The organism is Halobaculum sp. MBLA0143 (genome assembly GCF_041361465.1).
Taxonomy (GTDB): Archaea; Halobacteriota; Halobacteria; order Halobacteriales; family Haloferacaceae; genus JAHENP01.
Map to the genome: position 1 here is coordinate 2,007,155 of NZ_JBGKAC010000001.1, position 24,795 is coordinate 2,031,949.

The window sequence follows — 24,795 nt, forward strand, 5'->3', positions numbered from 1 at the left end:
ATCCCTCCGACCCCGCTCGTTGCCGCGAGCTACTTACAGAACACTGGCAGTGTAGGGTGGAGCGAAGCGGGCGAAGCTCACACACCCCTCCGGCCACCCTGTCGCGACTCGGCCAGCGAGAGCCGAGTCATAGTTGCTCTCCTCGTTCGGTCGTCGTGGCCAGTTAGTGTCGGTCGGCATAAGTACGCTTTGAAAATTGATAAGTTATTACTCTGGTGTCGAATAGCTCCTTTACTTTTATGATATACTGGTTCTCGATGTGGTCTATGGAACTGTCTGTAGGAAGTTCCGCACGGACACTCGTCGTTGCACAGATCATCGCACTGTGGGTTGCAGTGTTCACACTCGGGTTGACACACGAGATGGGAGTGAACTACGTGTTGCTCGGGGGGACGGCACCGACGAACCCGTTGGTGCACGCGACGAACGACACGGTCGTCAGTCTCGTTCCGTACCTGCTCACCATCGGTGTCGCCGAGTTGGTCGCACGGCAGTTGGGCGGTGGCAACACCGGTCGGAGTACGGCTGCGTAACCGACCCACTCGGGTGGGCGGTCGACGGCCTCGAGCCCACTCGGCCGACTACTCGCGTCGATTACGGCGGTGTGACGAGCTCGCCGTCGGCTTCGAGCATGGACTCCGCAGCGAGTGCTGCGTTGAACGCGACGGTCGCGGCGTACTCGTCCGTGTCGTCGTACGGCCACCCGAGTGAGTCTCGTCGACGCAACTGGTCGGCGACAGTCTCGGACGTCTCGGTGGCCAGCTCCCGGCCACCGACGGCGACCGCTTCTACCGTCGCTCGCTGGCGGACGTACGTCGTGTGTTCGTCGGGAGCGTCGGCCGCGCGTTCGACTGGCGGAGTGTCGAGCGACTCCTCGCCACGCGCCGCTGCCGACTCGATTACGTGAGCCGGTGGACCGGGGTAGTGGAGGAGAGTCCGCTCCCTGTCGGTGAGGTGGTCCGCGAACACTGATTCGCGGTCGTCGTCGGGTGACAGCCCCGTCTCGTCGAACCCGGCAACTGACCGAAGCCGTTCGCGCTCCGCTTCGTCGAGTGACTCGCGGCGGTCCTCACTCGACAGGACGGTGACGGCATCGAACCGCTCAAGCGGGTCGAGAAGCGGGTGTCGTCGTCGTTCGACACGGTCGGCGTATCGTTCGTCGCCGTCGTCTCTGGCAGTGGCAGCGACGAACCGTGCCTTCGTCAGCTCGGGGACGAGTCCGGGGTCGGGGTGTGGGAACGAACCGGTCTCGGCCACGTGGTCGAGCGCCCGAACGAACGTCTCGTCACCGACGAGCGTGGCGGGGAACGGCCGTTCACCGAGTGGATCGCCGTCGGCCCGACCAGCGCCGAGGCAACCGAACAGGGTGGCAGACCACCCGACGACGGCACCGGTCAGGATCGCTTGGTCGAGCGGGGACAGAAACACATCTGCAACAGTGCCGTCGAGGGGCGTAACTCCTTCGCCGTCGCGTTCTGAACCGGTACCGCGACCCGCTGTGGGTGGAGTTGAGGCCCCGTCGGGTTACCGCCGTGGAACCAGCCCACGCGCGAACAGTTCGTAGCCGACGAGTCCGAGCGCCGACACCAGACTCACCAGGACGGTCACGAACTCGGGGAGTCGCATCCACGCGGGCGTGAGCCAGATGATGCTGTTCACCACGCGCGGGCCCAGGACAGACTCCACGGCGACCTGTGCCCGTTCGAGTGGGGTCTCCGGCTCGACAGTCCGGGAGTCGAGCCCCAGCTCGGCGGCCGCGGTGCCGCCGGCGCTCTCGTCGCCCGTCGACAGCCGTTCGGCCTCGTAGGCGTCGAGGTTCGTCTCGATCGACCAGACGACACGGCCGCGTCGGTCGACCTGGAGGACACGGTTGCCGTTCGTGTCGGTGACGAGCGTGTGGCCGTTGGGGAGTCGGTCGGCGTCGCGGGGCCACTTGAGCCGGTCGTCCTGCCACACCCACGACTCGACCCACTCCCCGTCCTCGCGGCGGAACTCGACGACACGGTCGTTGTTCGAGTCGGCGACGATCATCGCCGGGCCGCCCCGCTCCTCGGGGATGTAGTCGGCGTTGTGTTGCTCGTCTAAGATCGAGTGGTCGTCGTCCGTGCCCAACGACAACGACTCGTTCACCCGACCGGAGGTGCGGTTGACGAACACCACCCGGTCGTGGTTGCGGAGACTCGCGGTGACGTACTGGCCGTCGCGGACGATCTCCACGTCGTTCAGGTGGGTCCAGTCCCCGTCGAACTGGCCGCCGGCGCCCGGCGACAGCGCGGTGTAGGCGCTCCACTCCCAGACGGTGGTGTCCGTCGTGGTGTCGACCGTCTCCACTTCGTGTTGTGCGATGTCGGCGATCACGTACCGTGTCTCGTTGACTCTGTCGACGTCGTGCCACTCGACGTTACGTTCTCCCGGCGTCACCTCGCTGTACAACACCTCCCGGTCACCCGTCGTCGGGTCGATACGTTCGATCCGTTGCACCACACAGTTCGAACAGCCGAGTCGGTCCGGGCTGCGTGTCACCGTCGAGACGACGACTGCGTCGCTGTCGGGGATCGGATCGACGTCCCAGTACCCGTCGCGCACTGTCTCCCGATACTCGACGGTGCCGTCGCCGTCGACGACGACGAACGCCGTGCCGGTGACGACCGTCTGACCGGAGACGGAGCCGTCGGGCGAGTACCCCGGACCGTCGGCGACGAACACCGGGTTCGTGGCGACGGTCACTACCAACGGGACGACCACCAGACAGCCCAGTACGAGTCGGAGCAGCCTCATGCGTCTGGGTCGGGTCCGGCACGTTTCCCGCCTTCGTTGTCCGTCGGGGGAAGACACAGTACCGTCGAACTCGTACCGAGGGTGTGCTCTTCGCGACACACCTCGTGCTCGCGGCCGGGCTCGCGAGGGGTCGGTACCCGACAGTCTGGGTCGTCGCCGGCGCCGCGTTGCCGGATCTCGTCGACAAGCCGTTGGGAGTGGCCGGACTGATCCCCACCTACCACTCGATCGCTCACTCGGCGTTGTTCGGTGTCGTGTTTCTCTGTCCGGTGTTGCTCGGCCGGGTGATCGACTGGACGCCCGACACCGGGCGACTCGCGGCAGTGGCGTTCGGGTGGGGGAGCCACCTCGCCGCCGACGCCCTCCACATCACTCTCAACGGGCGTCCGGCGAACACCGTCTTCCTGTTGTGGCCAATCGTCGACAGTTGGGACTCGCTGGACGCCGGACCGGGGGCGTTCGTCGTCCAGTACGTCGGCACCACCTCCTTCTACCTCGAACTCCTGATCTGGCTGTCTGTCGGGCTCCTCGTGGCACGCGAGGGACGATCGGCAGTCGGGCTGCCGACGGGCGGGTCGGACGAGTCGAGTGAGTGAGACGGTCGGGAACCGCCAGTGGCGTCGGACCCTCCTCTTGTGTAGAGTAGCCGGTGAACTGGTCGCTCTGCCTCCCAGACTCAGTGGAGCTGCCGGAAGCCACGGCTATCGGGGGTTCGCGGCTCCCTGTGACTCCACTCGCTGCCGCGAGCCACCTGGCGAGCGGCGGCAGTGGAGAGAGCGACGGGACGGGTCCGCCGAAGGCCCTCACGCCCCCTCGACTACTCCCTCCAAGTTCTCCTTCCCCAACGCGATCGTCGCGTAGTCTTCCGTCCCGATCTCCAGCGTCGCAGTCCCCTCCCAGCCGCACTCCACGAGCGGCTCGAGGACCCGCTCGAAGTCGATCACGCCCATCCCGACCGGGAGGTGTTCGTCACTGTCGCCACGCGTGTCGACGAGGTGGAGGTGGGCGACGCGATTCGAGTGCTCGCGGAGGAAGTCGGCCATCTCCGCCTCGGACTGGCCGGCCAGCAGCGCGTGACTCGTGTCGAACGTCATCTGCGCGTCGGGGTAGCGCGACAGCAGTTCGTCGAACGTGGTGGCGTCGTAGTAGCTGGAGACGATATTCTCCAGACACGGCTCCAGCCCGCGGTCGTTGGCGGCGGGGAGGAGTTCGTCGAGACTGTCGTGGACGAACGCCCGGGTCGCCGTCGTGTCCCAGCCTTTCGACCAGGCGTCCGAGGAGGGGTGGAAGACGACACGGTCGGCACCGAGGTCGCCCGCGAGGTCCATGCCGAGAGTGAGCTCCTCTACGGCGCCGGCGCGGACCGGCTCGAACGGGGAGCCAGGGTCGACGGCGAACGGGAGGTGGACGACGACGCCGCAGTCGTACGTCGACAGCGTCTCGCGGAGTTCGGCGGCGCGGTCCTCGATCCGTTCGCGGGCGTAGCGAGCGTCGAGGAGCAGTTCCACGAAGTCGAACCCCTCGCGGGCGGCGAAGGCGACCGACTCCGCGAACGGGAGATCCAAGCCGAGCGTGAACCCCACGTCGAGGTCGAGTCCGTCGGTAGCGGTGGACACGACCGCCACGGGGGCCGTTCGAGAGTTAGTCGTTTCGCTCGGGCTCGCGGGTGGTCGGGGTCGGGCCGGTCGTACTCCCGTCCGTCGCCCCCGCCGCGTCGGGGGTCGTCGCGTTCGAGCCCGTGGCCGCGTCCGGCGCGTCCGAGTCCGTCTCCGCCGTGTCGTCCGCAGTCTCCTGGAGGGTTTCGAGCCGGTCGCGGTACGTCGCCTCGTCGATCTCGCCGCGGGCGTAGCGGGCTCGCAGCAGCGCGACCGCGTCCGCGGGGTCCGGCTCCGCCGTGGCGGCGCCGTCGGCGTCGACGGGCTGGGCCAGCCGCTCGTCCAGCCGGTGCTGGAACGTCTCGTAGTCGATCTCGCCGGCGACGTACCGACTCCGGAGAGAGTCGTCCGGCTCCTGCTCGTCCGTCTCGTCGTCGCCGTGGTCCGGGAACACGGCCTCCATCCGGTTGTTCACGATCAGGAAGACGAAGAAGGCGCCGATCAACAGTCCCCAGCCGACCCCGCGGAGCACGACCCCGAGCGCGAGACCGTAGTCCAACACGTTCAGGATCGGCCCCACGGCGACCCCCGCCGCGAGCGCCAGGCCGGTCCGACGCTGGAGCTCCGGCTCTCGGTTGACGAGCGTGGCCGCACGCCGCAGCCACTGGCGTGCGTCGGCGAGGCCGTCTGCGGGGTCTGCCATCGGACGGTGTGACGGCAGGCGTGTTGAAAAATCACGGGGGCCGATTCCGAGTACCGACGAGTGAGACACACCGGGGCGGCTGGCCCGCGGCTGCGGGGCGACGGTCGAGAGGCAGAGAACCGCTCGAACGGCGTGTCTACCGTCGTTCGACGGTCTCGACGACCTCGCCGGTGAACTCGGCGTCGCCGCCGGTCGGCTGAGCCAGCGTCGTACCACAGACCGCGCAGTTGACGACGGAGGCGGCCTTGCCGAACACCGTCTGTTCGTTCTCACAGTCCGCACACCGGACGGTGAAGAAGTTGCCAGCCATCGTTACTCCTGGAAGGTGAGTCGGCCGGCGCGCCACCCCTCGCGCATGTGGGCCTTGCCGCAGTCGCTGCACCGGTACTTCAGGTGGGTCTTCTTCGTCGGCTTGTCGCCGCCGGGCACCTTCGAGAACTTCCCGGAGTTGCCGATGGTGGACGTGCCGCGCTTCTGTTGGCGGTCGGTCCACTTCATCCCCGTCTCGCGGCCGCGGCGGACCTTCTCCACCTCGTGTTCGTGGTGGGCGTTACAGTGTGGACAGTACGTGTTCATTCGACGTGGCATCTCCATAGCGAAATCGCCTCTTGTCACCCACTTCCGCGCGGGTGGTTAAAACAGGTACGGTTCGCTGCCTACGGTCGGACGCGACCACGACCCGACTCGGCGGTCGGTGTCGGCCGCTTCGGCTCGGGCACTCAGTTCGACGCCACGGCGGCGGGGCTACGCCAGCGGCGTCCGTTCGACGACGGTGCCGTCGACGGTGGGGTACTGTTCGACGATCTGGCCGTCGTCTACGTCGCCCTCGTCGACCATCTCCTCCAGCAGCCACCACGCCACCTCGACGTGCTCGGACTTCACGCTGTAGAACTCCTCGGGGACGCCCAACGACTTCAGTCGGTCGGGGTTGGTGTACGTCTTCCCGTAGACGAGCGTGCCGTCGTCCGTCACCTCGTCGAACGGCCGGCGGACGTTCTGTGCCATCCGTTTCAGCCGGTTGCGGTGTTGGGCGGCGTCTTTGAACACGGACGTACAGAAGTACACCTTCTCGTGGTCGCCCATCACGTCTAGGATCTCCTCGCGAGAGCCGTCGACGGCGGACATGTGGTCCTCCTGGAGCTCGAACCCACGCTCCTGCATCCGGCGGTAGTTGCCGTCGGACATCTCGAACTCGTTGATGTTACAGAACTCCGCGGCACCCTCGTCCAGGAACTCCAGGAACTCCGGCTCCGGCCGGATGCCGGGGATCTCGAAGGCGGGGGTGAGCCCCTCGTCGCGGGCGACATGGAGAATGTCCTCCCACTCCGTCCCGTGGAGGTCGCCCCACAGCTCGTACGGCGGGTGGAACCGAATCTCGTCTAACCCCGCCTCCGAGAGCCGGCGCATGTTCTCGCGCCCACCGGTGATCCCAGTGTACAGGTGGGTGTGGTGGTCCTCGCCGAACTCGTCTTTCAACAACGAGAGGTAGTGACACGTCCGGTCGAGCCGTTCTTGTGGCTCACCGCCGGTGATGGAGGTGCCGAGCGCGTCCATCCGGTGGGCCTCCGTCAGCACGTCCTCGTCACACGTCACCTCGCGCTCGTTGGCGTACACCGTGTTCACGTTCTTCCGGTTCTCACCGAGCGGACAGTAGAAACAGTCCCGCTGGTCACAGTAGCCGTAGACGAACAACACCATCTTCCCGCCCTTCGCGCACTGTTCACACCCCTTCGAGATCATTCGTCGTCGATGGTTGCCGACGGACGGACTAAAGACGTGTGGGTTTCGTCTGTCGGAACCCCCTCTGTACGCACCACCGATAGAACGGTTCGTTTATGAGCGAACGGAGAGCAAACAGGATCAACAGTGTCGCGGAGTTCTCCACGAGCTGTACTGAAACGAGGTCTGAGGAGGGCACGTACTCGTGTTGCCGACACGGATCTAGTCTCGCGCAAGTCCGTTGTGACCCTCTGCCTACTCGCTCTCATGGGACTCTGCTTGGTGAGCCTCTCTAGACCGTACAACGTCGCTGGCTTCAGCGCCGGAGTGACGGTTCTCAGCACAGACTACAAGCTCCTTCGCCGGATTGGGCTAGAACCCGTGTACCGAGCTATTGTGACACCGAATCTTGCCGGCCGTGCGAGAGACCTGTACAAGAGAAAGCAGTTTATCGAACAGGGCTCGGACAGAATCGAGCTGACGTTCGAGGGCGAGGGTAACTTCCGGGCGCAAGTGCTCCAGGGGACTGAGTACGTTTACACTGGACTGAGATTCCGGCTGTACATCGAAGCACCGATTAGAGGGAACGCCATAGGTAAGGATGTCGACACATACCACTTGAGGCTGGGAACTGTGGAAGTGACGGACGTGTCGGAGACAACCGGTGATAGGGAGGGAGTCGTCGTCTTTCTATCTGTTCGTAACTGGTACATAGATTCACAGGACAAGAGAAGAGACAATTTGGCTCAGAAGGCTCGTGAACACTTCAGTGGTGAGAACACCGGGACAACAGAGTCAGCGAAAGAGACCGAGCTCGAGAGTCCGTTCGAAAAAGTGGAAGATCGGGGACAGATCAACGAGTTCAGTGTCGATCAGTGGCGTGCTATTTCGCGGTGGGTCGGTGAGGAGTTCGAGAATTAGAATGTGTATCCAAGACAATCTGCGTCGGTTCACCCACGCAACTTATATTCTGTCACCCAGTACACCGGGATAGAGATGAGCGTCGCACCACGCCTGACCGAGTCGAAAGTCAGGATCAACGAGTACACCGTTGTCGTCTCTGCAGGTGCCGAAGACGGAGTTACAGAAGGTGACGAGGTCATGGTGCCGGTCGACGGGGAGAAAATCGTCGGGACGACGACACAGGTCGGCCGTCACGAGTCTGTTGTAGAACTGCGAATCTAAGTCGGACAGCGTCGTACTTCGGCTGTGCGCTCTGGTCGGGTCCGGGCGTAGACAGACTCAAGTCGCCACACACCCACCCGGCGACCGTGACAGACACAGACAGCCACGCGGACGGCGACGCGGACGACGTAGCGACGGACGACCCGGAGGCAGACGACCCCGACGTGTCGACCGTCGACACGCCGACGGCGATCCAGGAACGGTTCTCGGTGGCAGGACAGACGGCAGTGGTCACGGGCGCCTCCAGCGGGATCGGGCGCGCCGTCGCCGAGACGTTCGCGGCCGACGGCGCGGACGTGGTGATCTGCTCGCGCGAGCAGGCGAACGTCGATCCGGTCGCGGAGGCGATCGGGGCCGGGCCGGGCGGCGACTGTCTCGGCGTGGAGTGTGACGTGACGGAGCCGCCGGCGGTCGAGGCGCTCGTCGAGGCGACCGTCGACGAGTTCGGCAGCGTGGACACGCTCGTCAACAACGCCGGTGCCTCGTTCGTGGCGTCGTTCGACGACATCTCCGAGAACGGGTTCCGGACGATTCTGGAGATCAACCTCGCGGGCGCGGCGACGTGTGCCCGCGAGGCGGCCGGCCACCTCGCGGACGGCGGCGGCACCGTCATCAACGTCTCGTCGGTGGCGGGCCAACGAGGCGCGCCGTACATGAGCCACTACGCGGCGGCGAAAGCCGGCCTCGAGAATCTGACGCGTTCACTCGCCGTCGAGTGGGCCGGCCGCGACGTTCGGGTGAACTGCCTCGCGCCGGGCTACGTCGCAACCCCGGGCGTGGAGCGACAGATGGGCGTCTCTGCCGACGAGATCGACCGCGAGACTGTCGACCGCCAGATCGGGGAGAGCCGGGAGATCGCCGACCTCGCGCGGTTCCTCGCCAGCGACGCCGCCAGCTACGTCACCGGTGAGACGCTCGTCGCACAGGGGGTCCCGCCGGCCGAAGAGCTCCCGTCGTGAGGGCTCGGACGGGTCGTTTCGGCGTGTGAACCGACCACAGTATTCGACACCTACTTACAGCCACGCCGGCCAGTGTGAGCGTAATGAGTAGCGATGTCGAGACGGGCGGCCCCAGCGACGACCGCCGGGAGTACGAGTTCCGGAAGGTGTTGGAGGAACTCGACGACTTCGAGGGGTCCGGCACCCAGCTCGTCACGATCTACGTCCCCGACGACCACCAGATCTCGGACGTCGTCGCCCACGTCACCCAGGAACACAGCGAGGCGTCCAACATCAAGTCCAAACAGACCCGGACGAACGTCCAGGACGCCCTCAAGTCGATCAAGGATCGACTGAAGTACTACGACACCAAGGCTCCCGAGAACGGGATGGTGTTGTTCTCCGGTGCGGTCGACTCCGGCGGCGGTCGGACGGAGATGGTGACGAAGGTGTTGGAGTCGCCGCCGGAGCCGATCCAGTCGTTCCGGTACCACTGTGACTCCGACTTCCTCACGGAGCCGTTAGAGGAGATGATGGGCGACAAGGGTCTGTTCGGCCTGGTCGTCCTGGACCGCCGCGAGGCGAACGTCGGCTGGCTGAAGGGGAAACGCGTCGAGGCGGTGAAGTCCGCCTCCTCGCTCGTCCCCGGCAAGCAACGGAAAGGGGGTCAGTCCGCCCAGCGGTTCGCCCGACTCCGGCTGGAGGCGATCGACAACTTCTACCAGGAGGTCGCCGGGATGGCCAACGACCTGTTCGTCCCCGAACGTCACGAACTGGACGGTGTCCTCGTCGGTGGGCCCTCACCGACGAAAGACGAGTTCTTGGACGGCGACTACCTCCACCACGAGCTCCAGGACCTCGTCCTCGGGAAGTTCGACGTGGCGTACACGGACGAGTCCGGGCTCCACGACCTCGTCGACGCCGGCCAGGAGGCGCTGGCCGACCAGGAAATCGTCGAGGACAAGAACCTCATGGAGGAGTTCTTCGAGAACCTCCACAGCGGCGGCGAGGCCACCTACGGGTTCGACCAGACCCGTCAGAATCTCGTGATGGGCGCCGTCGACCAGCTCCTCCTCTCGGAGGACGTCCACGACGACGTCGTCGCCTACGAGTGTCCGGAGGGTCACGAGGAGTTCGACCTCGTCGACCGCCGGCGCGACACGCCCGACCACGAGTGTTCCGTCTGTGGCGAGGCCGCCGAGCCACAGGAGCGCGAGGACGTGGTCGAACACCTGATCGACATCGCCGAGCAACGCGGCACGGAGACGAAGTTCATCTCCACCGACTTCGAGAAGGGCGAGCAACTGCTGGACGCTTTCGGTGGGGTTGCGGGGCTGTTGCGGTACGAGACGGGTGTCTAAGCGTCCGGCTTCGCCTCGGGGAACTCTGACTCGATGTCGGATTCTATCTCGCCGTTGTTCACCTTCGTGGCGTACTCCGCGAAGTCCATCGGCTCGTCGTACTCGATCTCGCGGTAGAGCCACGACTCCTCACTCCACTCTGCCAGTTCTTCGTTCGCCTTCGACTTCGTCGCCTCGTGGAGCCGGACGACGATGTCTGCGGCAGGCTCCGGGAGATTGAGGGAGTCAGCTTCGTCGGTGAATCGGTACGCATCCGTTCGTTTTCCGTGGTGAAAGTCCGGGCGTACGACGACATCGTCGCGGCGATCGATTGCGTCGAGTGTTTCGGCGACTCGTTCGGAGTAGCTCCCGTACGTGTAGGGTTTGAACTTGGCTCCGACGAGCGTCTGGCCGTCGTTCTCTTCTGCGTGGTGTCGTCAGCGAGCGTGTTGACACCCTGACCGACCACCAACCTCACGAGGAGTACACCGACGACCCCGACGGCGAGACTCGCCAACGTCGGAAGCCCGCGTTCCCCACCACCACCTGAGAAGATTTCAGCCGGAAGCAACGACAGGAGTCCGAACGCGAGGAGACTCCCCGGCACCGACTTCCCGAAGAGGTCGTACGGGTCGAACACCTCCAACGGGCCGTTCGCCGTCCAGTACTAGATATCTGATTCTAGACAGAGGAACTGTTTCGGACGACTACCTGATCGTCAGAGAAGAGAACCGAACTACACCAACTGCTCCATCTGGACGATCTTCCGTTCGAGCGCGAACGCCGGCTCCACGTCCGGCGCGGCGACGAGTCGGTCCAGCGTCAGTGGCACGTCCACCCCGGCACGCTCGGCGTGGTCGCGCAGTGTCCGAATCGCGGGCTTCTCGACGGCCAACGACGGGAGCTTTCCCAACAGCAACGCGACCGCGATACCGCCGTAGTCGTCCGGAAACGTCTCGTCGACGCGGTCGAACGCCGGGTGGTCGGCTGGCTCCGCTACCGCGGCGTCGGCAGCCCCGACGGCGAGACACCGAGGGCAGATGGCCGCCGTCTCCCCGGGGGCGACCTCGTAGAGGACGGGCGGGACACGGAACGCGACGGGTGCGGGGTCGCAGGCGCAGTCTGACACGGTCGGGACTGTGTGGGCCAGGGAGAAAACGCTGTGTGACGTGAGTAGGGGGGCGGTCGAGCGTCGCAGTCACTCCTCCGCTCACCCGACGGTGTGGCCGATCCGTCGACGCCAGGTGCAACGGCGCTGGACACCGTCGGGAACGACAGAGAACGAAGAACCGGTGTCGACGCCAGAAGCCGTCAGTCGTCGGCAGACAGCCGCTCGACCGACTCCTCTTCGGTCTCGGCTTCGGCCGCCTCCGCTTCGCGTTCCTCTTTCTCCTCTTCTTCCTTCTTCGCCTTGATCTTCTTCAGCCGGAAGATCTCCTCGCGTTCCTGCTCCATCAGCTTCTGCTCGATGTACTCCTGGTTGTCGCGGAGCTCCGGCAGCAGCTTGAACTCCAGGGCGTTCACGCGGCGCTTGGTGGTCTCGATCTCGTCTAACATCTTCTTCATCGCCGTCTCCACCTCGGCCGCGAGGATGATCGACTCGATCAGCTCCTCGTAGGCGTCTGCGGCCTCGTCGATCCGGGCGGACGACCCCAGCAGACCGTACCCCCGCTCGTCGATGTTCTTCTTCACCTTCGAGGAGTCGATCTGCGGGACGACGACCCCCATGATGTTGTTGGACTGGGTCGTGATCTCCGGGTACTCCTCTAGGGCGGCTGCGGCGCCGCGGACGGCCACGTCACCCTCCAGCGCACGGGCGACGTTGATCCGGTCTTGGGCGCGCTCGTAGTCGGCCTCCAGCTCCGAACGCACGTCCTGGGCCTGGTCGAGAATGTCCATGAACTCCATGATGAGCCCGTCACGCTTCTGTTCGAGCGTGTCGTGGCCCCGCTCGGAGAGTTCGATCCGGTCTTCGATCTCCATCAGGTTCTTCCGGGTCGGTTTGACGTCCTCGGCCATCTGTTGGCGGCGATTGTAGCCGCGGGTGGTTAATCCTTTCCAGTCTACCGACACCGCCCCTCGACAGCGAGGGTTCAAGCCCGTGGCTCCCGTCTGTCGGGGCGTGACGGAGGAGACAGCGTATCTGGCGCGTGCGGTGACGGGACTGTCCGTCGCCGGGAGTGGGCTACCGACCGCCTACCGACGGGACCAGGTCCGGTGTGCTCGGTGTGCGACCGCACTCCGGGCCGGCGACCGTGTGACCGTCCTGTTGCGCCGGGGGTCCGAAGGGTGGCGCCCGGCGTCGTTCCGGTGTGCCGACGACGCACCCACGGAGCTGGTGTCGCTGACGAGCGTCCACGGCGACGATCAGGCGCTCGTCGCAGCCACGCTGGAGCCGACTGGCGACTTCGACCCGGAGGAGGGGTTCGACCCCGACGCGCTCACGCTCGGTGGAGTGGAGGTGCGAGAGTACAGCGGCGTCGACTCGGTGGGCGACGGTCGAGAGTGACGTTCGGTGCCGGGCCGAACAGATCGTCTGCACCTTCGTCGTCGCTTTCCGGCCCGCCCGTCCGAGCGTCGGACGTGAACGTGACCTGTCTCGGGACCGGCGACGCCCTCGGCGTCCCGGCCCCACTGTGCGACTGCGAGTACTGTACCGAGAGCGACCGTCGGCGTCGCCCCGGGCTCCTCGTCGAGTCCGGCGACACGACCGTCCTCCTCGACGTGCCACCGGACGTGACCGAGGGCCTCCACGCGACCGGAACGACGAGTCTCGACGGCGTCTTCGCCACGCACGCCCACTACGACCACTTCCACGGCGTCCACGAGCTCAACCACACGCAGTACGAGCAACACGTCTGGAACGAGGACGACTACGACCACCCCCACCCGCTCGCGGACGACCTGACCGTCTACGGCAACGACAGCGTGCTCAAACACGTCCACTCCCAGACCCCACACCTCACGGAGCGGCTGGACTTCGAGGCGCTGAACCTCGGCGAAGAAGAGCAGGTCGGCCCGCTCACGGTCGAGCCGTTCCGCGTCGACCACGGCGGGCCGTTGTTCCACACGCAGGGGTACGTCGTCACCGGGCCGAGCGGGGACGACGGCGGCTCTGGTCCGAGTGCGGAGACGGCGGCCGTCGCGTACGCACCGGACGCGAACAGCCTGGACCCGAACCCGCTGCCGTCCGTCGACCTCCTGTTCGTCGAGGGGTCGCTGCTGGGTCCCGAGCTCCACGCCGACGCCGAGGAACTCCGCGAGCAGGTCGCCCGTGTCGACGCCGACCGCGTCGTCCCGACGAACGTGTCGGAACACCAGGCCGAACTGCACACCGCCGCGCTGGAGGCGCACGCGAGCGACCTCGGGTACGAGGTGTGGGAAGACTTCCAGACGGCGGTCGTTTGACCACTGGTCGATTCAGCTGACGTGTTCGATCTCGATTTCTGGCACGCCCTGCCGTGTGAGATCCAGCCGTGCGAACGACTCGTCGTTCGTGAGAATCGTCGGCTCCCGGTCGGCGTGTCTGTACGCCAGCACGAGGATCGGCACGTCCTTCGCCTCGACACCGAGGACGGCAGACAGGAGTTGAGTGTGTGTGGCCGCTCGCGTCTCTTCGAGCAGTCGATCAGTCACGTCGCGCCGTGACGGTGCCTCGACGAGCCCATCCGTGAGAGGCGACGACAGAACGCCGTCACGAGTCGGTCGCGCTCCGCCCCCGACAGCCCCGGCACCCGGTCAAAGGCGCTCAGAACCTCTTCGAGCATATACGCCGACGGCGCAGACGTCGTGCTGCCAGCCTCGATCTCGTCGAGGAGGTGCTCGGCGCGGTCGTTCGCTTCGAGCGTCCCGAACACCCACAGGTTCGAGTCGAGAACGATCACTCGTCGAGCAGTCGCTCTGCGGTCTCCTCGCGGGCCGCCGTGACGGCTGACTGGAGTTCGTCGTCGTCGACCGCGGCCGCCAACTCCGACAGCCGACTGTCGACCGCCTCGTGGTCCGCGGTGCCGGCGTCAGCGCGTTCGAGGAGCCGTTCGAGACGCAGCGCCGCGACGCCCGGCTCCCGCTGAAGCTCCGTGAGTCGTCGTCGACACGCCTCCTTGACGAACTCCGATTTGTTCGTGTACAGCCCCGTTTCCGCCACCAACTGCTCGATCTCCGTGTCGAGATCCCGGGGGAACCGCACACTGACGTTGGCGTACTCCATCGTGTGCTACGACCGTACTACGACAATTTCAGCGTTGGCGTGGATCGACGCCGTATGGGGGGTCGGACGGGGTCGCTCACTCCGCCGGCGGCCAGTCGACTCCCCGCTCGGCGAGCACGTCCGCGAACCCGTCCTCGTCGACCACGGGCACGTCCTCGCTGTCGGCGTCGTCGCGCTTGCTCTGGCCGGGGTTCTCGCCCGCGACGAGGTAGTCCGTGTTGCCGGAGACGGAGCCGGTGGCGGAGCCGCCGTGTCGCTCCACGAGGTCCGACGCGACCCGCCGCGGCTCGGACAACGACCCGGTGAACACGAACGTCAGCCCGGCGAGCGCGTCGCCGTCGTCGTCCGTCTCGACGGACTCCGGGTCGACGAACCCCAGCAGTTCGTCGATCACGGCCGCGTTGTCCGGGTTGTCGAGGAACTCTCGGATCGTCCGGGCGACCGTCTCGCCCACGTCGTCGACGGCGACGAGTTCGTCGACCGTCGCCGACCGGAACGTCTCGAAGTCGCCGAACTCCCGAGCGAGGTTCCGGGCAGTCGCCTCACCGACCTCGTGGATCCCGAGCCCGGCCAGGAACTCCGGCAACGGCGGCTCCCGGCTGGCCCGAACCTCGGCGATCAGGTTGTCGGCGCTCGTCTCCCCCCAGCCGCCGAGGCCCGCGAGCGCTCCGCGCCGCTCCGGCAGGCGGTACAGATCCGGGAGATTGTCGAGCAGTCCCGCCTCGCGCAGCTGTTCGACCCGTTCCTCGCCGAGCCCCTCGATGTCCAGCCCGCCCCGAGAGGCGTAGTGTTGGATCGTCCGCGCCACCTGGGCGTCACACGACAGCCCGCCGGTACAGAACGCGACCGGGCCGTCGCGCTCTGCCGGACTGTCACAGACGGGACAGGTGTCGGGGAACTCGAAGTGACCGTCGTCCCCGTCGTCGACAACCTCCGTCACCTGCGGGATCACGTCGCCGGCGCGTTTCACCCGAACCCGGTCGCCGACGCCGACGCCCAACTCGGCGATCTGTTCCGGGTTGTGGAGGCTGGCGCGGGCGACCGTCACGCCGCCCACGTCCACCGGGTCCAACAACGCGACGGGAGTGAGTCGGCCGGTCCGGCCCACCTGGACGACCACGTCCGTGACGCGGGTCACCTCGCGGCGCGCGGGGAACTTGTAGGCGAACGCCCACCGGATCGCCCGGCTGGTCGCTCCCAGCTCCTCGCGGGCGGCACGGTCGTCCACCTTGATCACGACGCCGTCGATCTCGTAGTCCAGTTCCTCGCGGTCGTCGAGCAGTCGGTCGCGGTAGTCGAGCGCTCCGTCGATCTCCCCGACGTGTTCCGACCGGTCGACCGTCCGGAGCCCGAACCGATCGAGGGCCGCCGTCTCCGCTCGTTGGGTGTCCGGGCGGCTGTCGTCGTCTTCGACCTCCGAGAACGGTTCGGCCGTCGCCGGCGCCGTCGCCCGCCAGCCCAGCACGTCGTAGAAGTAACAGTCGAGCGGGCGGTCGGCGACTGCGGACACGTCCAGCTGCCGGAGTGTGCCGGCAGCGAGGTTCCGGGGGTTGGCGAACGGCTCTTCGCCCCGCTCGACCCGCTCGCGGTTGTGCTCGCGGAACGCCGGCCGCGGGACGTACACCTCGCCGCGGACGGCCAGGAACCCCGGCGGGTCGCCCGCGAGCCGTTCGGGAATCGACCGGATCGTCCGAACCTGTTCGGTCACGTCTTCCCCCTCGTCGCCGTCGCCACGGGTCGCCGCCCGGGTGTAGACGCCGTCGACGTACACCACCTCGACGGAGAGCCCGTCGAACTTCGGCTCGCAGACGTACGACACGTCGCCCACCTCGCGGTGGACCCGGTCGTCGAACTCCCGCACCTCGTCGGCGTCGACGGACTGCTGGATCGACAGCATCCGGGTGACGTGCGCGACGGTGTCCAGTTCGTCCAGCGTCTCGCCGCCGACACGACGCGTCGGCGACCCCTCTCTGTCGAGGTCGAACGTCTCCTCCAGCGTCTGGAGTCGTTCGAACAGCGTGTCGTAGACGGCGTCGGACACCAACGGGTCAGCGTCCGTGTAGTACCGGGCGTCGTGCTCCCGGACGGCGTCTCGGAGGACGGCCGCCTGCTCGCGGGCCGTCTCCGGGTCGAGTTCGTCTACCGGGTGGAACGAGGTGCCCGGGTCGCGGAGGTACGGATTGTCCGGCTCCGCGAACCGGAGATCGGCCACGAGACTGTCGGTGTCGGTCACAGACAGCGTTGTCGCGGGGTCGGCCTAAGCGTTACTGTCCGCGGGAGCCACGGCGGAAAATTCTCCGTTCGGCTGTCCGCGCCGGGGTCACTCCGCGTCACCGTCGCCGCCCGGCAACACGTCCGCGAGCGCCGGCGTCGGGTCGTCCGGGTCGGCACGGAGTTCGACGACCACGCCCGCGACGCCGGCGACGACCGTCCCCAGCCCCCAGACGCGGGTCGCACGGACGAGCCACGGGCGCGCCCGGAGCCCCTCGACCCCCTCGAAGCCGAGGCGGTAGCCAACGGTCGACAGCCGGATCGACCGTCGCGGCGCGACGACGGCGAGCAGTCCCTGGAGCAGTGCGAGCGCGTAGCCCGCCAGCGCGGGCGAGACCTCTGGTCTGTCCACACCCGTCCGTAGCCCGTTGGCCGGCTTGACTCTGGGGATCGAGCGGTGTCTCCGAACGAGACGGGAGCCACACGGCTATCGCTTCGGCGTCGACGGGAGACGGTCCGGCTCGTCGCTCACTCCGCTCGGGAGGACTCCACCCTCCCGTAGCCGGGCTCCGGGGCGCCACCGGACGTACCCGTTGGAGTCGCAGCCCCACGACCGCTACCCCGGCTACCGACTTCGGGGACACCGATCGGACGGGTCACTCCTCGAAGTCGGGGTGTCCACGGACGATCTCGGCGCCCGACGAGGCCCCGATCCGCTCGGCACCGGCCGCCAGCATCTCCACGGCGGCCTCGTAGCTGCCGACGCCGCCGCTGGCCTTCACGGGGAGGTACTCCGCCAGCAGTTCCACGTCGGGAACGGTCGCACCGGCGTCGGCGAAGCCCGTCGAGGTCTTGAGGTAGTCGGCGTCGGCGGCGACGGCGGCCTCGGCGGCAGTCCGTTTCTGGTCGTCCGACAGCAGCGCGGTCTCGACGATCACCTTCACCGGGAGCGGTGTGGCGTCGACGACGGCCGCGAGGTCCGCCTGGACGGCCGCCTGCTCGCCGGCCTGGAGGCGGCCGACGTTGACCACGACGTCGAGTTCGTCGGCACCGTCGGCGTGGGCGCGCTCGGCCTCGGCCGCCTTCGCCGCAGTCGCGTGCTGGCCGTGGGGGAAGCCGATCACGGTCGCCAGCGTCGTCTCGGGGGCGTACTCCGCGGCCTCGGCGACGTAACACGGCGGGAGACAGGCGTTGGTGCCGTGCGCCGCCGCCTCGTCCAAGAGGACGTGGACGTCCGCGAGCGTCGTCTCCGGCCCCAACACGGTGTGGTCGATGGTCGCCGCGAACTCGGCGAGCGACCGGTGGTCGTCCGTCACGGTCGCCGACACGCCGGCCCCCGAGGAAAAGCCTTCGAGACCACGGACGGCCGCGAGATCGACCGTTGTCTCGTGTGTCCGTCGACCGCGGGCGTTCGTGAGTCACACGGTCCTCTCGTGCGTCCGCGAGTCACGAGCGACCCGGCTTGAAGCCGCTGGGGCGCCCACGTCCGAGAGTGAGCGACATCGATACAGACACGGACACCGGCGACTACGCGGCACAGGTCCGCCAGGAGCGGGAGGAGAAAGACGAGTTCTTCGGCGAGCACCCGCGGTCGCCGATTCCGGGAGAACGCCGCGAGGGGTTCGACGGCCTGTCGTACTACGACGTCGACCCGGCGCTCCGGTTCGAGGTCGAGCTGGAGCCGTTCGACGACCCCGAGGAGATCACGGTCGAGACGACCCAGGACGGCCAGCAGACGTACCTGGAGGCCGGCACGTTCGAGCTGTCGGTCGGCGGCGAGACGGTCACGCTCACCGCCTTCCGTCCGCCCGGGGGTGAGGGTCGGCTGTGGCTGCCGTTCCGGGACGCCACCAGCGGCGAGGAGACGTACCCCGCCGGTCGCTACCTGGACTTGGAGGAGCCGGACGACCGGACGGAGACGGGCGCCTGGGTGGTGGACTTCAACAGAGCGTACAACCCGTTCTGTGCGTACGCCGACGCGTACGAGTGTCCGCTCGTCCCGACGGACAACTGGCTCGACGTGCCGGTCCGGGCGGGGGAGCGAGCGCCGTCGACCTAGCTACGCCTCGGCGAACGCGGTCTCGATGTCGTCGGCCAGCGTCGCCATCTGGGCGGAGACGCCGTCGGCAGCCTCCTCTAGGGCGTCCAACGGGTCCACGCCGTCTTCCGTGTTGATCGAGAGAATCGGTTCCGTCTGGCCCCCGGACTGCTCCGGGTTCACGTCGTACGTCGCCGCGGCGACCCCCTCCGTCCGGAGCAACGACCCCTTCAGGACGTTCATGAACGTGTGGTTCTCGCCCGCGATTTCGATGCGGAGTTCCGCGTCCGTCTTGTCTACGACCCGCAGTTCCATACGCCCGGGTTCGCTCGGTCCGCGCTTGTACCTTGCGTTCCGGCGACTCCCCCCGGCTCCGTTCCGTCCCGGGACCCCCGGTTCGTCGTCGACCGCCCGTCGCCGACCACGACCACGTCCGCCGTCTCCCGCGACTCCTCACTGGCTCGGCCGACCCGTCTGTAGACGTACGGTGAGGCTGTCTCCGCCACGAATGCCGACTCCGTTCACGGGTACAACTGTTCGGTGGCGGCGCACACGCGTGCAGACGACGGGTTACGCTACGGGGGTCACGTCTGCTCCCGGTCCAACACCCGGTCCACGACCGTCGCCAGCGACGCGCAGACGTGATCCGGCTCCGGGTCGCCGTCCGCGGCGGGGGTGACGCCCCCTCCGTCGCCGTCGATGTCGGTGACGCCGGTCCCGACGAGTGCCGTCTCGGCGCCGAGCCGCTCTCCAAGCGCGACGTCCGTCGACAGCCGGTCGCCGACGACGAGCAGGTCCTCGCCCTGGACACCGAGTCGTTCGCGGACGAGCCGGGCGGCCGTGGCCGACGGCTTCCCGGGGACGGCGTCCGGCTCGCGGCCGATCACACCCGCGAGCGCGTTGACGACGGCGCCGGAGCCGGGCACTCGCCCCTCGCTCGCGGGGATCACCGGGTCCGGGTCCGTCCCGACGAACGCCGTGTCGTCGTCGACAGTCTGGATCGCCAGCCGCATGTCGTCGTAGCCGAAGTCGTAGTCGATCGTGGCGACGACGACGGACGCCGGCCCCGGCTCCGACAGGAGTCGCAGCTCCGTCGTCTCCCGGAGCCGGTCCTCGACGCTGTCCTCGCCGAACACGTACGCCGAAGCTCCGGCGTGGTTGGCGCGGAGGTACGCCGCCGTCGCAGTCGCGGCCGTCACCACCGCCTCGCCGTCTACCTCGATCCCGGCGCCGCCGAGCCGGTCGACGTACGCCGCCGGCCCGGCTGTCGGGTTGTTCGAGCAGAACACCACCGGGAGTCCGGCCGCGCGCAGGCGGTCGACCGCCGCCGGTGCCCCCGGGATCGGCTCACCGCCCCGTACGACCGTACCGTCCACGTCTAACACGACGCCTCCGATCACGCCGTCGTTTCGCCGCCGCCGGCTATCCCTCTTTCCCCGTCACACATTCGTGAACGGTAACACCCTTGTGTCATCGTCCCCAGGTACGATCAACAGTGACGCTCACGCAGGCGACGCAGTTCCAGATCGACAACTACGGCCCGTGGACGGTGACGCCGGAGCCACGGCGAGAGATGGACCTCCAGACCCTCCAGTCGCGGCTGTACGCCGACGTCGCGCAGTTCGTCGGCGGGCGCGACGGCTACGCGTTCTACGCCCGCGGCGACAACGTCGTCGCCGTGACGAACGGGATCGACCGCGCGGCCCACCGCACGCTCCAGGAGTCGATTGCCAACCGCTACCCGGTGACGGTGAGTGTCGGTGTCGGCGTGGCAGAACAGCCGGCCGACGCGCTCGCGGCCGCCTCCGAGCGCATCCAAGCGGCCGGGAGCGCCCAGTCGCCCGACCGCACGGAGGTTTTGGACGGCGAGTTCCACACGGAGCCGGGTCCGGACGACGTGCAGGTGGCTCACTTCGACGTGGACGACGCGACCGAGAAGTACACCGACCGGATCTCCGAGTTCGACACGTTCGTCGAGGTGGAGACCGGCTACGCCAGTCTGATGCGACACCTCCGGACGGAACACGGGGCGCTCGCGTTCTTCGTCGGCGGCGACAACGTGATCGCGGCGTGTCCGGACCTCTCGGCGGACGACTACCGAGCGGCCGTCGACACCGTCGGCGAGGAGGCGGGCGTCGAACTGAAGGTCGGCGTCGGCACCGGTCGGACCGCCCACGACGCCGGGATGGACGCCAAACACGCGCTGGAGGACTGCCGACACGACGGGACGACTGTCGAGATCGTCTAGAAGAAGGAGTCGCTCTCCCGGTAGCTCCCCGTGTCACCCCGGGCGATCACCGCCGCGTCACCGTCCGACCGCTCTGCGACGACCACCACCTGTTGGTCCGGCGACGCCGGCAGCGTCACCTCGTCACCCACCGCCGTGATCGTCCGCACCTCCGTGCCGACGGCCACCCGGAGCCTGCCGGCGGTCCCCTCCTGTGTCCACTGGACGGTGATCTCACCCCCCTCGTACACGATCTCCGTCTGGGCGTCGACTGTCCCGACACCCCCCGGTGTCGTCGTCAGCATCCAGGTCCCGAGAACGGCCGCAAGCGTGACGGAGACAGCCACCAGCGCCGCCACGGCGATTCCGGGCGTGATCCCCCGGTCCGTTCCTCGGAGTGTGTGTCCGTGCATCGGTCGGTCCCAGGTGCCGCTCGTCGTGAACGTCGTCTGTCACCGATATAAACGTTCCCGGTTCGTTATCGGGTTCGATAACGGACGGTCGTCGCGTACCCCGTGTCGTCGCCGTGTGCTGTCCGACGATCCGGTTGTTCTCCAGCCGGTCGCGCCCGTCTCGCCTAGCCCTGCTCCGGCTGGTCGCAGTCGTCTCACTCGGTCCTACTCCGGCTGGTCGCAGTCGTCCCACTCGGTCCTACTCCGGCTGGTCGCAGTCGTCGCCCGTCTCCGGCCGTCACACCACGCCCGCGAGCTCTTCTAACACCTCGTCGCCGTCGAACGGCTTCGTGACGTAGGCGTCGGCACCGGCGGCGACTGCCTTCTTCATCATCTCCCGTTGCTCGACGCTCGTGATCATCACGATCGTGGTGTCCGGACTCCGGGACTTGATCTCCTCCGTCGCCTCGACCCCGTTCGTGGCCGGCATCATGATGTCCATCGTCACCACGTCGGGCGAGAGCTGTTCGAACTTGTCGACGGCCTCTGCGCCGTTCTCCGCCTCGCCGACGACCTCGTACTCCTCGCTGACTGCGTCACGGACGAGCGTCCGTTGGAACCCGGAGTCGTCTACGATCAGGACACGCTGCATCTCTCCGGGCGGTTCGTACCCGGTGGTCTTGAACTACGGGGTTCCGACGCCCGACGTTTTTTACTCCGCCTCGGTCTGTAGCCGGACGATGTCAGACCGACCCACTCGTCGACGCCTCTTGGAGACCGCCGGAGTCGCTCTCGCCGGTCCGTCCGGCTGTCTCCAACTCAGCGACGAGCCGACACCGGAGCCGGCCGCCGCCACACGGCCGTCGCCGACGGCCACGCGGACGCCGACCGCGTCGGCCACGGAGCGCGACACGGACGGCCAGTCGACACCGGACCCGACCGACAGCCCGACGGCGACGGACACCCCGACCGACACTCCGACCCAGACCGCTCGCCCGACGTTCACCGACGGGTTCGAGCGCGGCACGGTCAACTGGGTGTTGGAGCCGCTCGCCAGCGACGGCGCGACGGTGACGGTCGCCGACAACGGCGGCTACGACGACACCCGCGCGCTCCGGTGGGGGTTCGACGCCGCCGAGACGACCGCCTACGCCGTCACCCGGGACCCGGTCGTCGCCCCCGGCCAGACGCTGACCGTCCGCGCACGGCTCCCCCAGTTGGCCGAGCGCTCACCGTCCGTCAGCCTCGCCGGCGCCGGCGTGTTCGGCACGGACGGCCCCGGCGGTCTCCTCCAGTTCGCCTACTCCGGGTGGAACGACCGCCTGTCCGTCGAGGCGAACAACACGAACACGCTCGGTCGGCGCGACGCCGGCGGCGTCCTCACGAGCGGCGGCTGGCTGGAGTTCCGGGTCGACTGGCGCTCGACGGACCGGCTCCGGTTCTCCGTCCGTGACCTCCAGACCGACACCCGGACGCCGGAGCTGTCCGTCCGGCAGTCCGTCCTCGACAGCCCCGCCGAGATCGGACTGTCCGTCTACAACACCACCGCCGGCGACCCGGCGTTCTTCGACCGCGTCCTCGTCGAGTGACCGCCGTGACACCGATCACCGACCTCCTCCGGGCCGTCGTTACGATGGTCGTCGCCGTCCCGACGTTCCTAGCCTGTCTCGGCGTCTTCAGACGACTCGACGTCCAGCCGACGAAACAGCTGTCGAGCGTCCACCAGGCCAGCCACGAGGTCGACCGCGACCTGACCGACCGCGTCGCGCCACTCCTCTTCTATCTCGCGTTGTTCGCCTCGATGGCGGTCGGGTTCGTCGTCGCCGAACTCGTCGTGTAGCCGAGGTGTTATCCGCCCCCCGACACGACGCACGGCCGAATGTCGGCCCCCAGCTACTGTGTCGACTGCGGGACCGAACTCGACGGCCGCCGAATCGAGGGCCGCGAGCGGGCGTACTGTCCGGCGTGCGAGCGGCCACGCTACCGCAACTCGAAGCCGTGTGCCGGGGTGTTCGTCGTCGACGGCTCTGCGCTCCTGCTCGTCGAGCGGACCGCACCTCCCGGTGTCGGCGCTTGGAGTCTGCCCGCCGGCTTCCTCGAACACGACGAGCCGGCCCCGGAGGGTGCGGTCAGGGAACTGCGCGAGGAGACCGGGGTCCGCGTCGACCCCGCAGACCTGTCGCTCCAGACGACACGTCACGTCACTCACCCGGAGCGGTCGCCCGCGTTGGTCGTCGTGTACGCGGCCCCGGCGGCGGCGACGACGACCGGCGACCCGGTCGCCGGCAGCGACGCCGCCGCCGCCCGGTTCTGGCGGCTCGACGAACTGGACGCCGCCGGCGAGCGGATGGAGCCGGGGTACCGCGAACTCGCCGAACGGCTCGTCGCCGACACACCCTGATCGACTCCCGTCGGCACTCCCGGCACGGCCGCGTCGAGCAGCCGAGACTCCGGGCAGTTCGTCGCTCGGTCGCGTGTCCCACGGGCTGAGCCGTTGCGGTGGACGTTTCCCCGACCGGCCACAGCGAACGGAGGTGAACGCACACACCGGCGGCTCCCGCGGCCGTCCGAGACTCGCTACGCTGTGTGTCGTCGCACTCCTGCTCGTCGCCGGCTGTGGCGCGGCGACCGGTCCCGACGACGCGGGCGCGACGACGAACACGACGAGAGAGGCCACGGCCGCGACCGTGGCCGCAGACGCGCTGCCGCCCGGCGTGAGCCGCGACGGCGTCACGAACGCGACACGGCTGTTGGAGACCCACCGGCAGGCGTCGCTCGGGACGCCGGGGCGGACGCTGACGGCGACGAACGCCACGCTGGGCGGACGGACACTCCAGACGGAGACCACGACGACGGCGACCGCGAACCTCTCGCGGGTGCGGTACGACAGTCGCGCGACCGGCGACCTCGGCGACGACCAGCGCAGCCGTCGAACCGTCCTGTACGCCAACGCGACGAACGTCACCCAGCGAGTGACGGTCGACGGCGAGGTACGGCTGTCGAACGTCCGGGCCCGCTCGGAGGCGTTCGAACTGGCGCTCACCGGGTTCGCAACCGCCAGCAACCCGCTCCGCGGGTTGTTGTCGCGGGGCGACTACCGGCTCACGAACGTCACTCGCACCGGTGGCGGTCGGGTGTACACGCTGCGGGCCGACAGCTACGGCGGCGGACAGCTCGTTGCCGCGGAGAACGTCACGAGCTACGCCGCGACCGTCCGGGTGACGGACGCGGGAGTGGTCGTCTCGGCCCGCGAACGAATCGAGGGACGGGAGACGGCGGCGTTCGGCAGCTACCAGTTCCGGTACCGGTTCCAGCCGGGCGCGGTCACGCCGGAACCGGTCGACGACGACGCCCGGACACGGGGCTGATCTGCTGTCCCTGGCCACGACTCTGTACCGGTAGCTCCGACTCCGCCGCTCGTGGCTACGACTCTCCTGTCTGCGGCTACAGTTCGGCCGTCCG

34 protein-coding genes are annotated in these 24,795 nt (G+C 67.8%); 15 read left to right on the top strand and 19 right to left on the bottom strand.

The annotated features are described in order from the left end of the window. Positions 1-266: 266 nt before the first annotated feature. On the top strand, positions 267-533 hold the full coding sequence (locus RYH79_RS10310) for a hypothetical protein (protein WP_370898786.1): 267 nt from the start codon (positions 267-269) through the stop codon (positions 531-533). A 61-nt stretch (positions 534-594) separates the two neighbouring features. Here RYH79_RS10310 and RYH79_RS10315 read toward each other — a convergent pair whose 3' ends face one another. Next, the gene (locus RYH79_RS10315; RefSeq protein WP_370898788.1) at positions 595-1,428 is read right to left on the bottom strand and encodes a hypothetical protein; all 834 of its coding nucleotides are present in this window, start codon (positions 1,426-1,428) and stop codon (positions 595-597) included. 96 nt (positions 1,429-1,524) lie between these two features. Then, complete coding sequence (locus RYH79_RS10320; protein WP_370898790.1) at positions 1,525-2,778, bottom strand: aryl-sulfate sulfotransferase; 1,254 nt, start codon at positions 2,776-2,778, stop codon at positions 1,525-1,527. Between the two features lie 83 nt (positions 2,779-2,861). Here RYH79_RS10320 and RYH79_RS10325 point away from each other — a divergent pair, with 83 nt between their 5' ends. After that, positions 2,862-3,374 carry a metal-dependent hydrolase gene (locus tag RYH79_RS10325; RefSeq protein ID WP_370898792.1) on the top strand — a complete coding sequence of 171 codons (513 nt, stop codon included), beginning with the start codon at positions 2,862-2,864 and terminating at the stop codon, positions 3,372-3,374. 207 nt (positions 3,375-3,581) lie between these two features. Here RYH79_RS10325 and RYH79_RS10330 read toward each other — a convergent pair whose 3' ends face one another. From RYH79_RS10330 to RYH79_RS10350, 5 genes are all read right to left on the bottom strand, one after another. Further along, positions 3,582-4,394, bottom strand: a complete 813-nt coding sequence (locus RYH79_RS10330) for a sugar phosphate isomerase/epimerase family protein (RefSeq protein ID WP_370898794.1) — start codon at positions 4,392-4,394, stop codon at positions 3,582-3,584. Between the two features lie 25 nt (positions 4,395-4,419). Then, the gene (locus tag RYH79_RS10335; RefSeq protein ID WP_370898796.1) at positions 4,420-5,076 is read right to left on the bottom strand and encodes an SHOCT domain-containing protein; all 657 of its coding nucleotides are present in this window, start codon (positions 5,074-5,076) and stop codon (positions 4,420-4,422) included. A 136-nt stretch (positions 5,077-5,212) separates the two neighbouring features. Beyond that, entirely contained in the window at positions 5,213-5,386 is a 174-nt protein-coding gene (locus RYH79_RS10340) for a 30S ribosomal protein S27e (protein ID WP_370898798.1), read from the bottom strand. Between the two features lie 2 nt (positions 5,387-5,388). Beyond that, on the bottom strand, positions 5,389-5,670 hold the full coding sequence (locus RYH79_RS10345; RefSeq protein WP_370898800.1) for a 50S ribosomal protein L44e: 282 nt from the start codon (positions 5,668-5,670) through the stop codon (positions 5,389-5,391). 150 nt (positions 5,671-5,820) lie between these two features. Continuing rightward, positions 5,821-6,816 carry a radical SAM protein gene (locus RYH79_RS10350; protein ID WP_370898802.1) on the bottom strand — a complete coding sequence of 332 codons (996 nt, stop codon included), beginning with the start codon at positions 6,814-6,816 and terminating at the stop codon, positions 5,821-5,823. Between the two features lie 261 nt (positions 6,817-7,077). On the opposite strand from RYH79_RS10350, the gene RYH79_RS10355 reads away from it, so the two are divergent. From RYH79_RS10355 to RYH79_RS10375, 5 genes are all read left to right on the top strand, one after another. After that, positions 7,078-7,716: a hypothetical protein gene (locus RYH79_RS10355; protein ID WP_370898804.1), complete on the top strand. Its 639-nt coding sequence runs from the start codon at positions 7,078-7,080 to the stop codon at positions 7,714-7,716. Between the two features lie 75 nt (positions 7,717-7,791). Further along, on the top strand, positions 7,792-7,980 hold the full coding sequence (locus tag RYH79_RS10360; protein ID WP_370898806.1) for a hypothetical protein: 189 nt from the start codon (positions 7,792-7,794) through the stop codon (positions 7,978-7,980). Positions 7,981-8,171: 191 nt separating this feature from the next. Further along, the gene (locus RYH79_RS10365; RefSeq protein ID WP_370900858.1) at positions 8,172-8,939 is read left to right on the top strand and encodes an SDR family NAD(P)-dependent oxidoreductase; all 768 of its coding nucleotides are present in this window, start codon (positions 8,172-8,174) and stop codon (positions 8,937-8,939) included. 83 nt (positions 8,940-9,022) lie between these two features. Then, positions 9,023-10,279, top strand: a complete 1,257-nt coding sequence (gene prf1 / locus RYH79_RS10370; protein ID WP_370898808.1) for a peptide chain release factor aRF-1 — start codon at positions 9,023-9,025, stop codon at positions 10,277-10,279. A gap of 176 nt (positions 10,280-10,455) precedes the next feature. Then, a complete protein-coding gene (locus tag RYH79_RS10375; protein WP_370898810.1) occupies positions 10,456-10,719 on the top strand; it encodes a hypothetical protein in 264 nt (87 codons plus the stop codon). 275 nt (positions 10,720-10,994) lie between these two features. Here RYH79_RS10375 and RYH79_RS10380 read toward each other — a convergent pair whose 3' ends face one another. After that, positions 10,995-11,387, bottom strand: coding sequence for a DUF6276 family protein (locus tag RYH79_RS10380; protein ID WP_370898812.1), 393 nt, complete (start codon positions 11,385-11,387; stop codon positions 10,995-10,997). 182 nt (positions 11,388-11,569) lie between these two features. After that, positions 11,570-12,277: a V-type ATP synthase subunit D gene (locus tag RYH79_RS10385; RefSeq protein ID WP_370898814.1), complete on the bottom strand. Its 708-nt coding sequence runs from the start codon at positions 12,275-12,277 to the stop codon at positions 11,570-11,572. A 103-nt stretch (positions 12,278-12,380) separates the two neighbouring features. Here RYH79_RS10385 and RYH79_RS10390 point away from each other — a divergent pair, with 103 nt between their 5' ends. Continuing rightward, entirely contained in the window at positions 12,381-12,767 is a 387-nt protein-coding gene (locus RYH79_RS10390) for an LIM domain-containing protein (protein ID WP_370898816.1), read from the top strand. Positions 12,768-12,847: 80 nt separating this feature from the next. Beyond that, positions 12,848-13,666, top strand: a complete 819-nt coding sequence (locus RYH79_RS10395) for an MBL fold metallo-hydrolase (RefSeq protein ID WP_370898818.1) — start codon at positions 12,848-12,850, stop codon at positions 13,664-13,666. A gap of 12 nt (positions 13,667-13,678) precedes the next feature. On the opposite strand, the gene RYH79_RS10400 is transcribed toward RYH79_RS10395, so the two are convergent. From RYH79_RS10400 to deoC, 6 genes are all read right to left on the bottom strand, one after another. Continuing rightward, positions 13,679-13,894: a hypothetical protein gene (locus tag RYH79_RS10400; RefSeq protein ID WP_370898820.1), complete on the bottom strand. Its 216-nt coding sequence runs from the start codon at positions 13,892-13,894 to the stop codon at positions 13,679-13,681. Continuing rightward, positions 13,891-14,142 carry a hypothetical protein gene (locus tag RYH79_RS10405; protein ID WP_370898822.1) on the bottom strand — a complete coding sequence of 84 codons (252 nt, stop codon included), beginning with the start codon at positions 14,140-14,142 and terminating at the stop codon, positions 13,891-13,893. Before RYH79_RS10405 ends, RYH79_RS10400 begins: the two co-directional genes overlap by 4 nt. Next, complete coding sequence (locus RYH79_RS10410; RefSeq protein WP_370898824.1) at positions 14,139-14,465, bottom strand: ribbon-helix-helix domain-containing protein; 327 nt, start codon at positions 14,463-14,465, stop codon at positions 14,139-14,141. The genes RYH79_RS10405 and RYH79_RS10410 overlap by 4 nt, the downstream gene beginning before the upstream one ends. A 76-nt stretch (positions 14,466-14,541) precedes the next feature. Beyond that, positions 14,542-16,698 carry an NAD-dependent DNA ligase LigA gene (gene ligA / locus RYH79_RS10415; RefSeq protein ID WP_370898826.1) on the bottom strand — a complete coding sequence of 719 codons (2,157 nt, stop codon included), beginning with the start codon at positions 16,696-16,698 and terminating at the stop codon, positions 14,542-14,544. Positions 16,699-16,785: 87 nt separating this feature from the next. Continuing rightward, complete coding sequence (locus tag RYH79_RS10420) at positions 16,786-17,088, bottom strand: hypothetical protein (protein WP_370898828.1); 303 nt, start codon at positions 17,086-17,088, stop codon at positions 16,786-16,788. 244 nt (positions 17,089-17,332) lie between these two features. Continuing rightward, positions 17,333-17,992 (bottom strand): deoxyribose-phosphate aldolase, encoded by a 660-nt coding sequence (gene deoC, locus RYH79_RS10425; protein ID WP_370898829.1) that lies wholly within the window; start codon positions 17,990-17,992, stop codon positions 17,333-17,335. A gap of 185 nt (positions 17,993-18,177) precedes the next feature. Here deoC and RYH79_RS10430 point away from each other — a divergent pair, with 185 nt between their 5' ends. Then, positions 18,178-18,735 (top strand): DUF1684 domain-containing protein, encoded by a 558-nt coding sequence (locus tag RYH79_RS10430; RefSeq protein ID WP_370900860.1) that lies wholly within the window; start codon positions 18,178-18,180, stop codon positions 18,733-18,735. Here RYH79_RS10430 and RYH79_RS10435 read toward each other — a convergent pair whose 3' ends face one another. Beyond that, positions 18,736-19,029 carry a DNA-directed RNA polymerase subunit L gene (locus RYH79_RS10435; RefSeq protein ID WP_370898830.1) on the bottom strand — a complete coding sequence of 98 codons (294 nt, stop codon included), beginning with the start codon at positions 19,027-19,029 and terminating at the stop codon, positions 18,736-18,738. A 269-nt stretch (positions 19,030-19,298) separates the two neighbouring features. Next, complete coding sequence (locus RYH79_RS10440) at positions 19,299-20,114, bottom strand: HAD-IIA family hydrolase (protein WP_370898832.1); 816 nt, start codon at positions 20,112-20,114, stop codon at positions 19,299-19,301. A 95-nt stretch (positions 20,115-20,209) separates the two neighbouring features. On the opposite strand from RYH79_RS10440, the gene RYH79_RS10445 reads away from it, so the two are divergent. Further along, positions 20,210-20,962: a GTP cyclohydrolase III gene (locus RYH79_RS10445; protein WP_370898834.1), complete on the top strand. Its 753-nt coding sequence runs from the start codon at positions 20,210-20,212 to the stop codon at positions 20,960-20,962. Here RYH79_RS10445 and RYH79_RS10450 read toward each other — a convergent pair. Both RYH79_RS10450 and RYH79_RS10455 read right to left on the bottom strand, forming a co-directional pair. Then, on the bottom strand, positions 20,959-21,354 hold the full coding sequence (locus tag RYH79_RS10450) for a hypothetical protein (protein WP_370898836.1): 396 nt from the start codon (positions 21,352-21,354) through the stop codon (positions 20,959-20,961). The two genes, RYH79_RS10445 and RYH79_RS10450, sit on opposite strands and share 4 nt — an antisense overlap. Positions 21,355-21,631: 277 nt before the next feature. Next, on the bottom strand, positions 21,632-21,985 hold the full coding sequence (locus RYH79_RS10455; protein WP_370898838.1) for a response regulator: 354 nt from the start codon (positions 21,983-21,985) through the stop codon (positions 21,632-21,634). 88 nt (positions 21,986-22,073) lie between these two features. Between RYH79_RS10455 and RYH79_RS10460 the strand changes: the two genes are divergently transcribed. The 4 genes from RYH79_RS10460 (at position 22,074) to RYH79_RS10475 (ending at position 24,701) form a co-directional block, all read left to right on the top strand. Continuing rightward, entirely contained in the window at positions 22,074-22,922 is an 849-nt protein-coding gene (locus RYH79_RS10460; RefSeq protein WP_370898840.1) for a hypothetical protein, read from the top strand. A gap of 5 nt (positions 22,923-22,927) precedes the next feature. Next, the gene (locus tag RYH79_RS10465) at positions 22,928-23,173 is read left to right on the top strand and encodes a hypothetical protein (RefSeq protein ID WP_370898841.1); all 246 of its coding nucleotides are present in this window, start codon (positions 22,928-22,930) and stop codon (positions 23,171-23,173) included. 39 nt (positions 23,174-23,212) lie between these two features. Then, the gene (locus RYH79_RS10470) at positions 23,213-23,734 is read left to right on the top strand and encodes an NUDIX domain-containing protein (RefSeq protein WP_370898843.1); all 522 of its coding nucleotides are present in this window, start codon (positions 23,213-23,215) and stop codon (positions 23,732-23,734) included. 133 nt (positions 23,735-23,867) lie between these two features. Then, a complete protein-coding gene (locus RYH79_RS10475; RefSeq protein WP_370898846.1) occupies positions 23,868-24,701 on the top strand; it encodes a hypothetical protein in 834 nt (277 codons plus the stop codon). The last annotated feature ends 94 nt before the right edge of the window (positions 24,702-24,795 follow it).

What these genes read in the sequence shown, in the direction of transcription:
- RYH79_RS10310 (WP_370898786.1), top strand. Translation starts at nt 267, where the DNA reads ATGGAACTGTCTGTAGGAAGTTCCGCACGGACACTCGTCGTTGCACAG.
- RYH79_RS10320 (WP_370898790.1), bottom strand. Translation starts at nt 2,778, where the DNA reads ATGAGGCTGCTCCGACTCGTACTGGGCTGTCTGGTGGTCGTCCCGTTG.
- RYH79_RS10335 (WP_370898796.1), bottom strand. Translation starts at nt 5,076, where the DNA reads ATGGCAGACCCCGCAGACGGCCTCGCCGACGCACGCCAGTGGCTGCGG.
- RYH79_RS10340 (WP_370898798.1), bottom strand. Translation starts at nt 5,386, where the DNA reads ATGGCTGGCAACTTCTTCACCGTCCGGTGTGCGGACTGTGAGAACGAA.
- RYH79_RS10345 (WP_370898800.1), bottom strand. Translation starts at nt 5,670, where the DNA reads ATGGAGATGCCACGTCGAATGAACACGTACTGTCCACACTGTAACGCC.
- RYH79_RS10350 (WP_370898802.1), bottom strand. Translation starts at nt 6,816, where the DNA reads ATGATCTCGAAGGGGTGTGAACAGTGCGCGAAGGGCGGGAAGATGGTG.
- RYH79_RS10360 (WP_370898806.1), top strand. Translation starts at nt 7,792, where the DNA reads ATGAGCGTCGCACCACGCCTGACCGAGTCGAAAGTCAGGATCAACGAG.
- prf1 (WP_370898808.1), top strand. Translation starts at nt 9,023, where the DNA reads ATGAGTAGCGATGTCGAGACGGGCGGCCCCAGCGACGACCGCCGGGAG.
- RYH79_RS10385 (WP_370898814.1), bottom strand. Translation starts at nt 12,277, where the DNA reads ATGGCCGAGGACGTCAAACCGACCCGGAAGAACCTGATGGAGATCGAA.
- RYH79_RS10410 (WP_370898824.1), bottom strand. Translation starts at nt 14,465, where the DNA reads ATGGAGTACGCCAACGTCAGTGTGCGGTTCCCCCGGGATCTCGACACG.
- RYH79_RS10435 (WP_370898830.1), bottom strand. Translation starts at nt 19,029, where the DNA reads ATGGAACTGCGGGTCGTAGACAAGACGGACGCGGAACTCCGCATCGAA.
- RYH79_RS10450 (WP_370898836.1), bottom strand. Translation starts at nt 21,354, where the DNA reads ATGCACGGACACACACTCCGAGGAACGGACCGGGGGATCACGCCCGGA.
- RYH79_RS10455 (WP_370898838.1), bottom strand. Translation starts at nt 21,985, where the DNA reads ATGCAGCGTGTCCTGATCGTAGACGACTCCGGGTTCCAACGGACGCTC.
- RYH79_RS10460 (WP_370898840.1), top strand. Translation starts at nt 22,074, where the DNA reads ATGTCAGACCGACCCACTCGTCGACGCCTCTTGGAGACCGCCGGAGTC.
- RYH79_RS10470 (WP_370898843.1), top strand. Translation starts at nt 23,213, where the DNA reads ATGTCGGCCCCCAGCTACTGTGTCGACTGCGGGACCGAACTCGACGGC.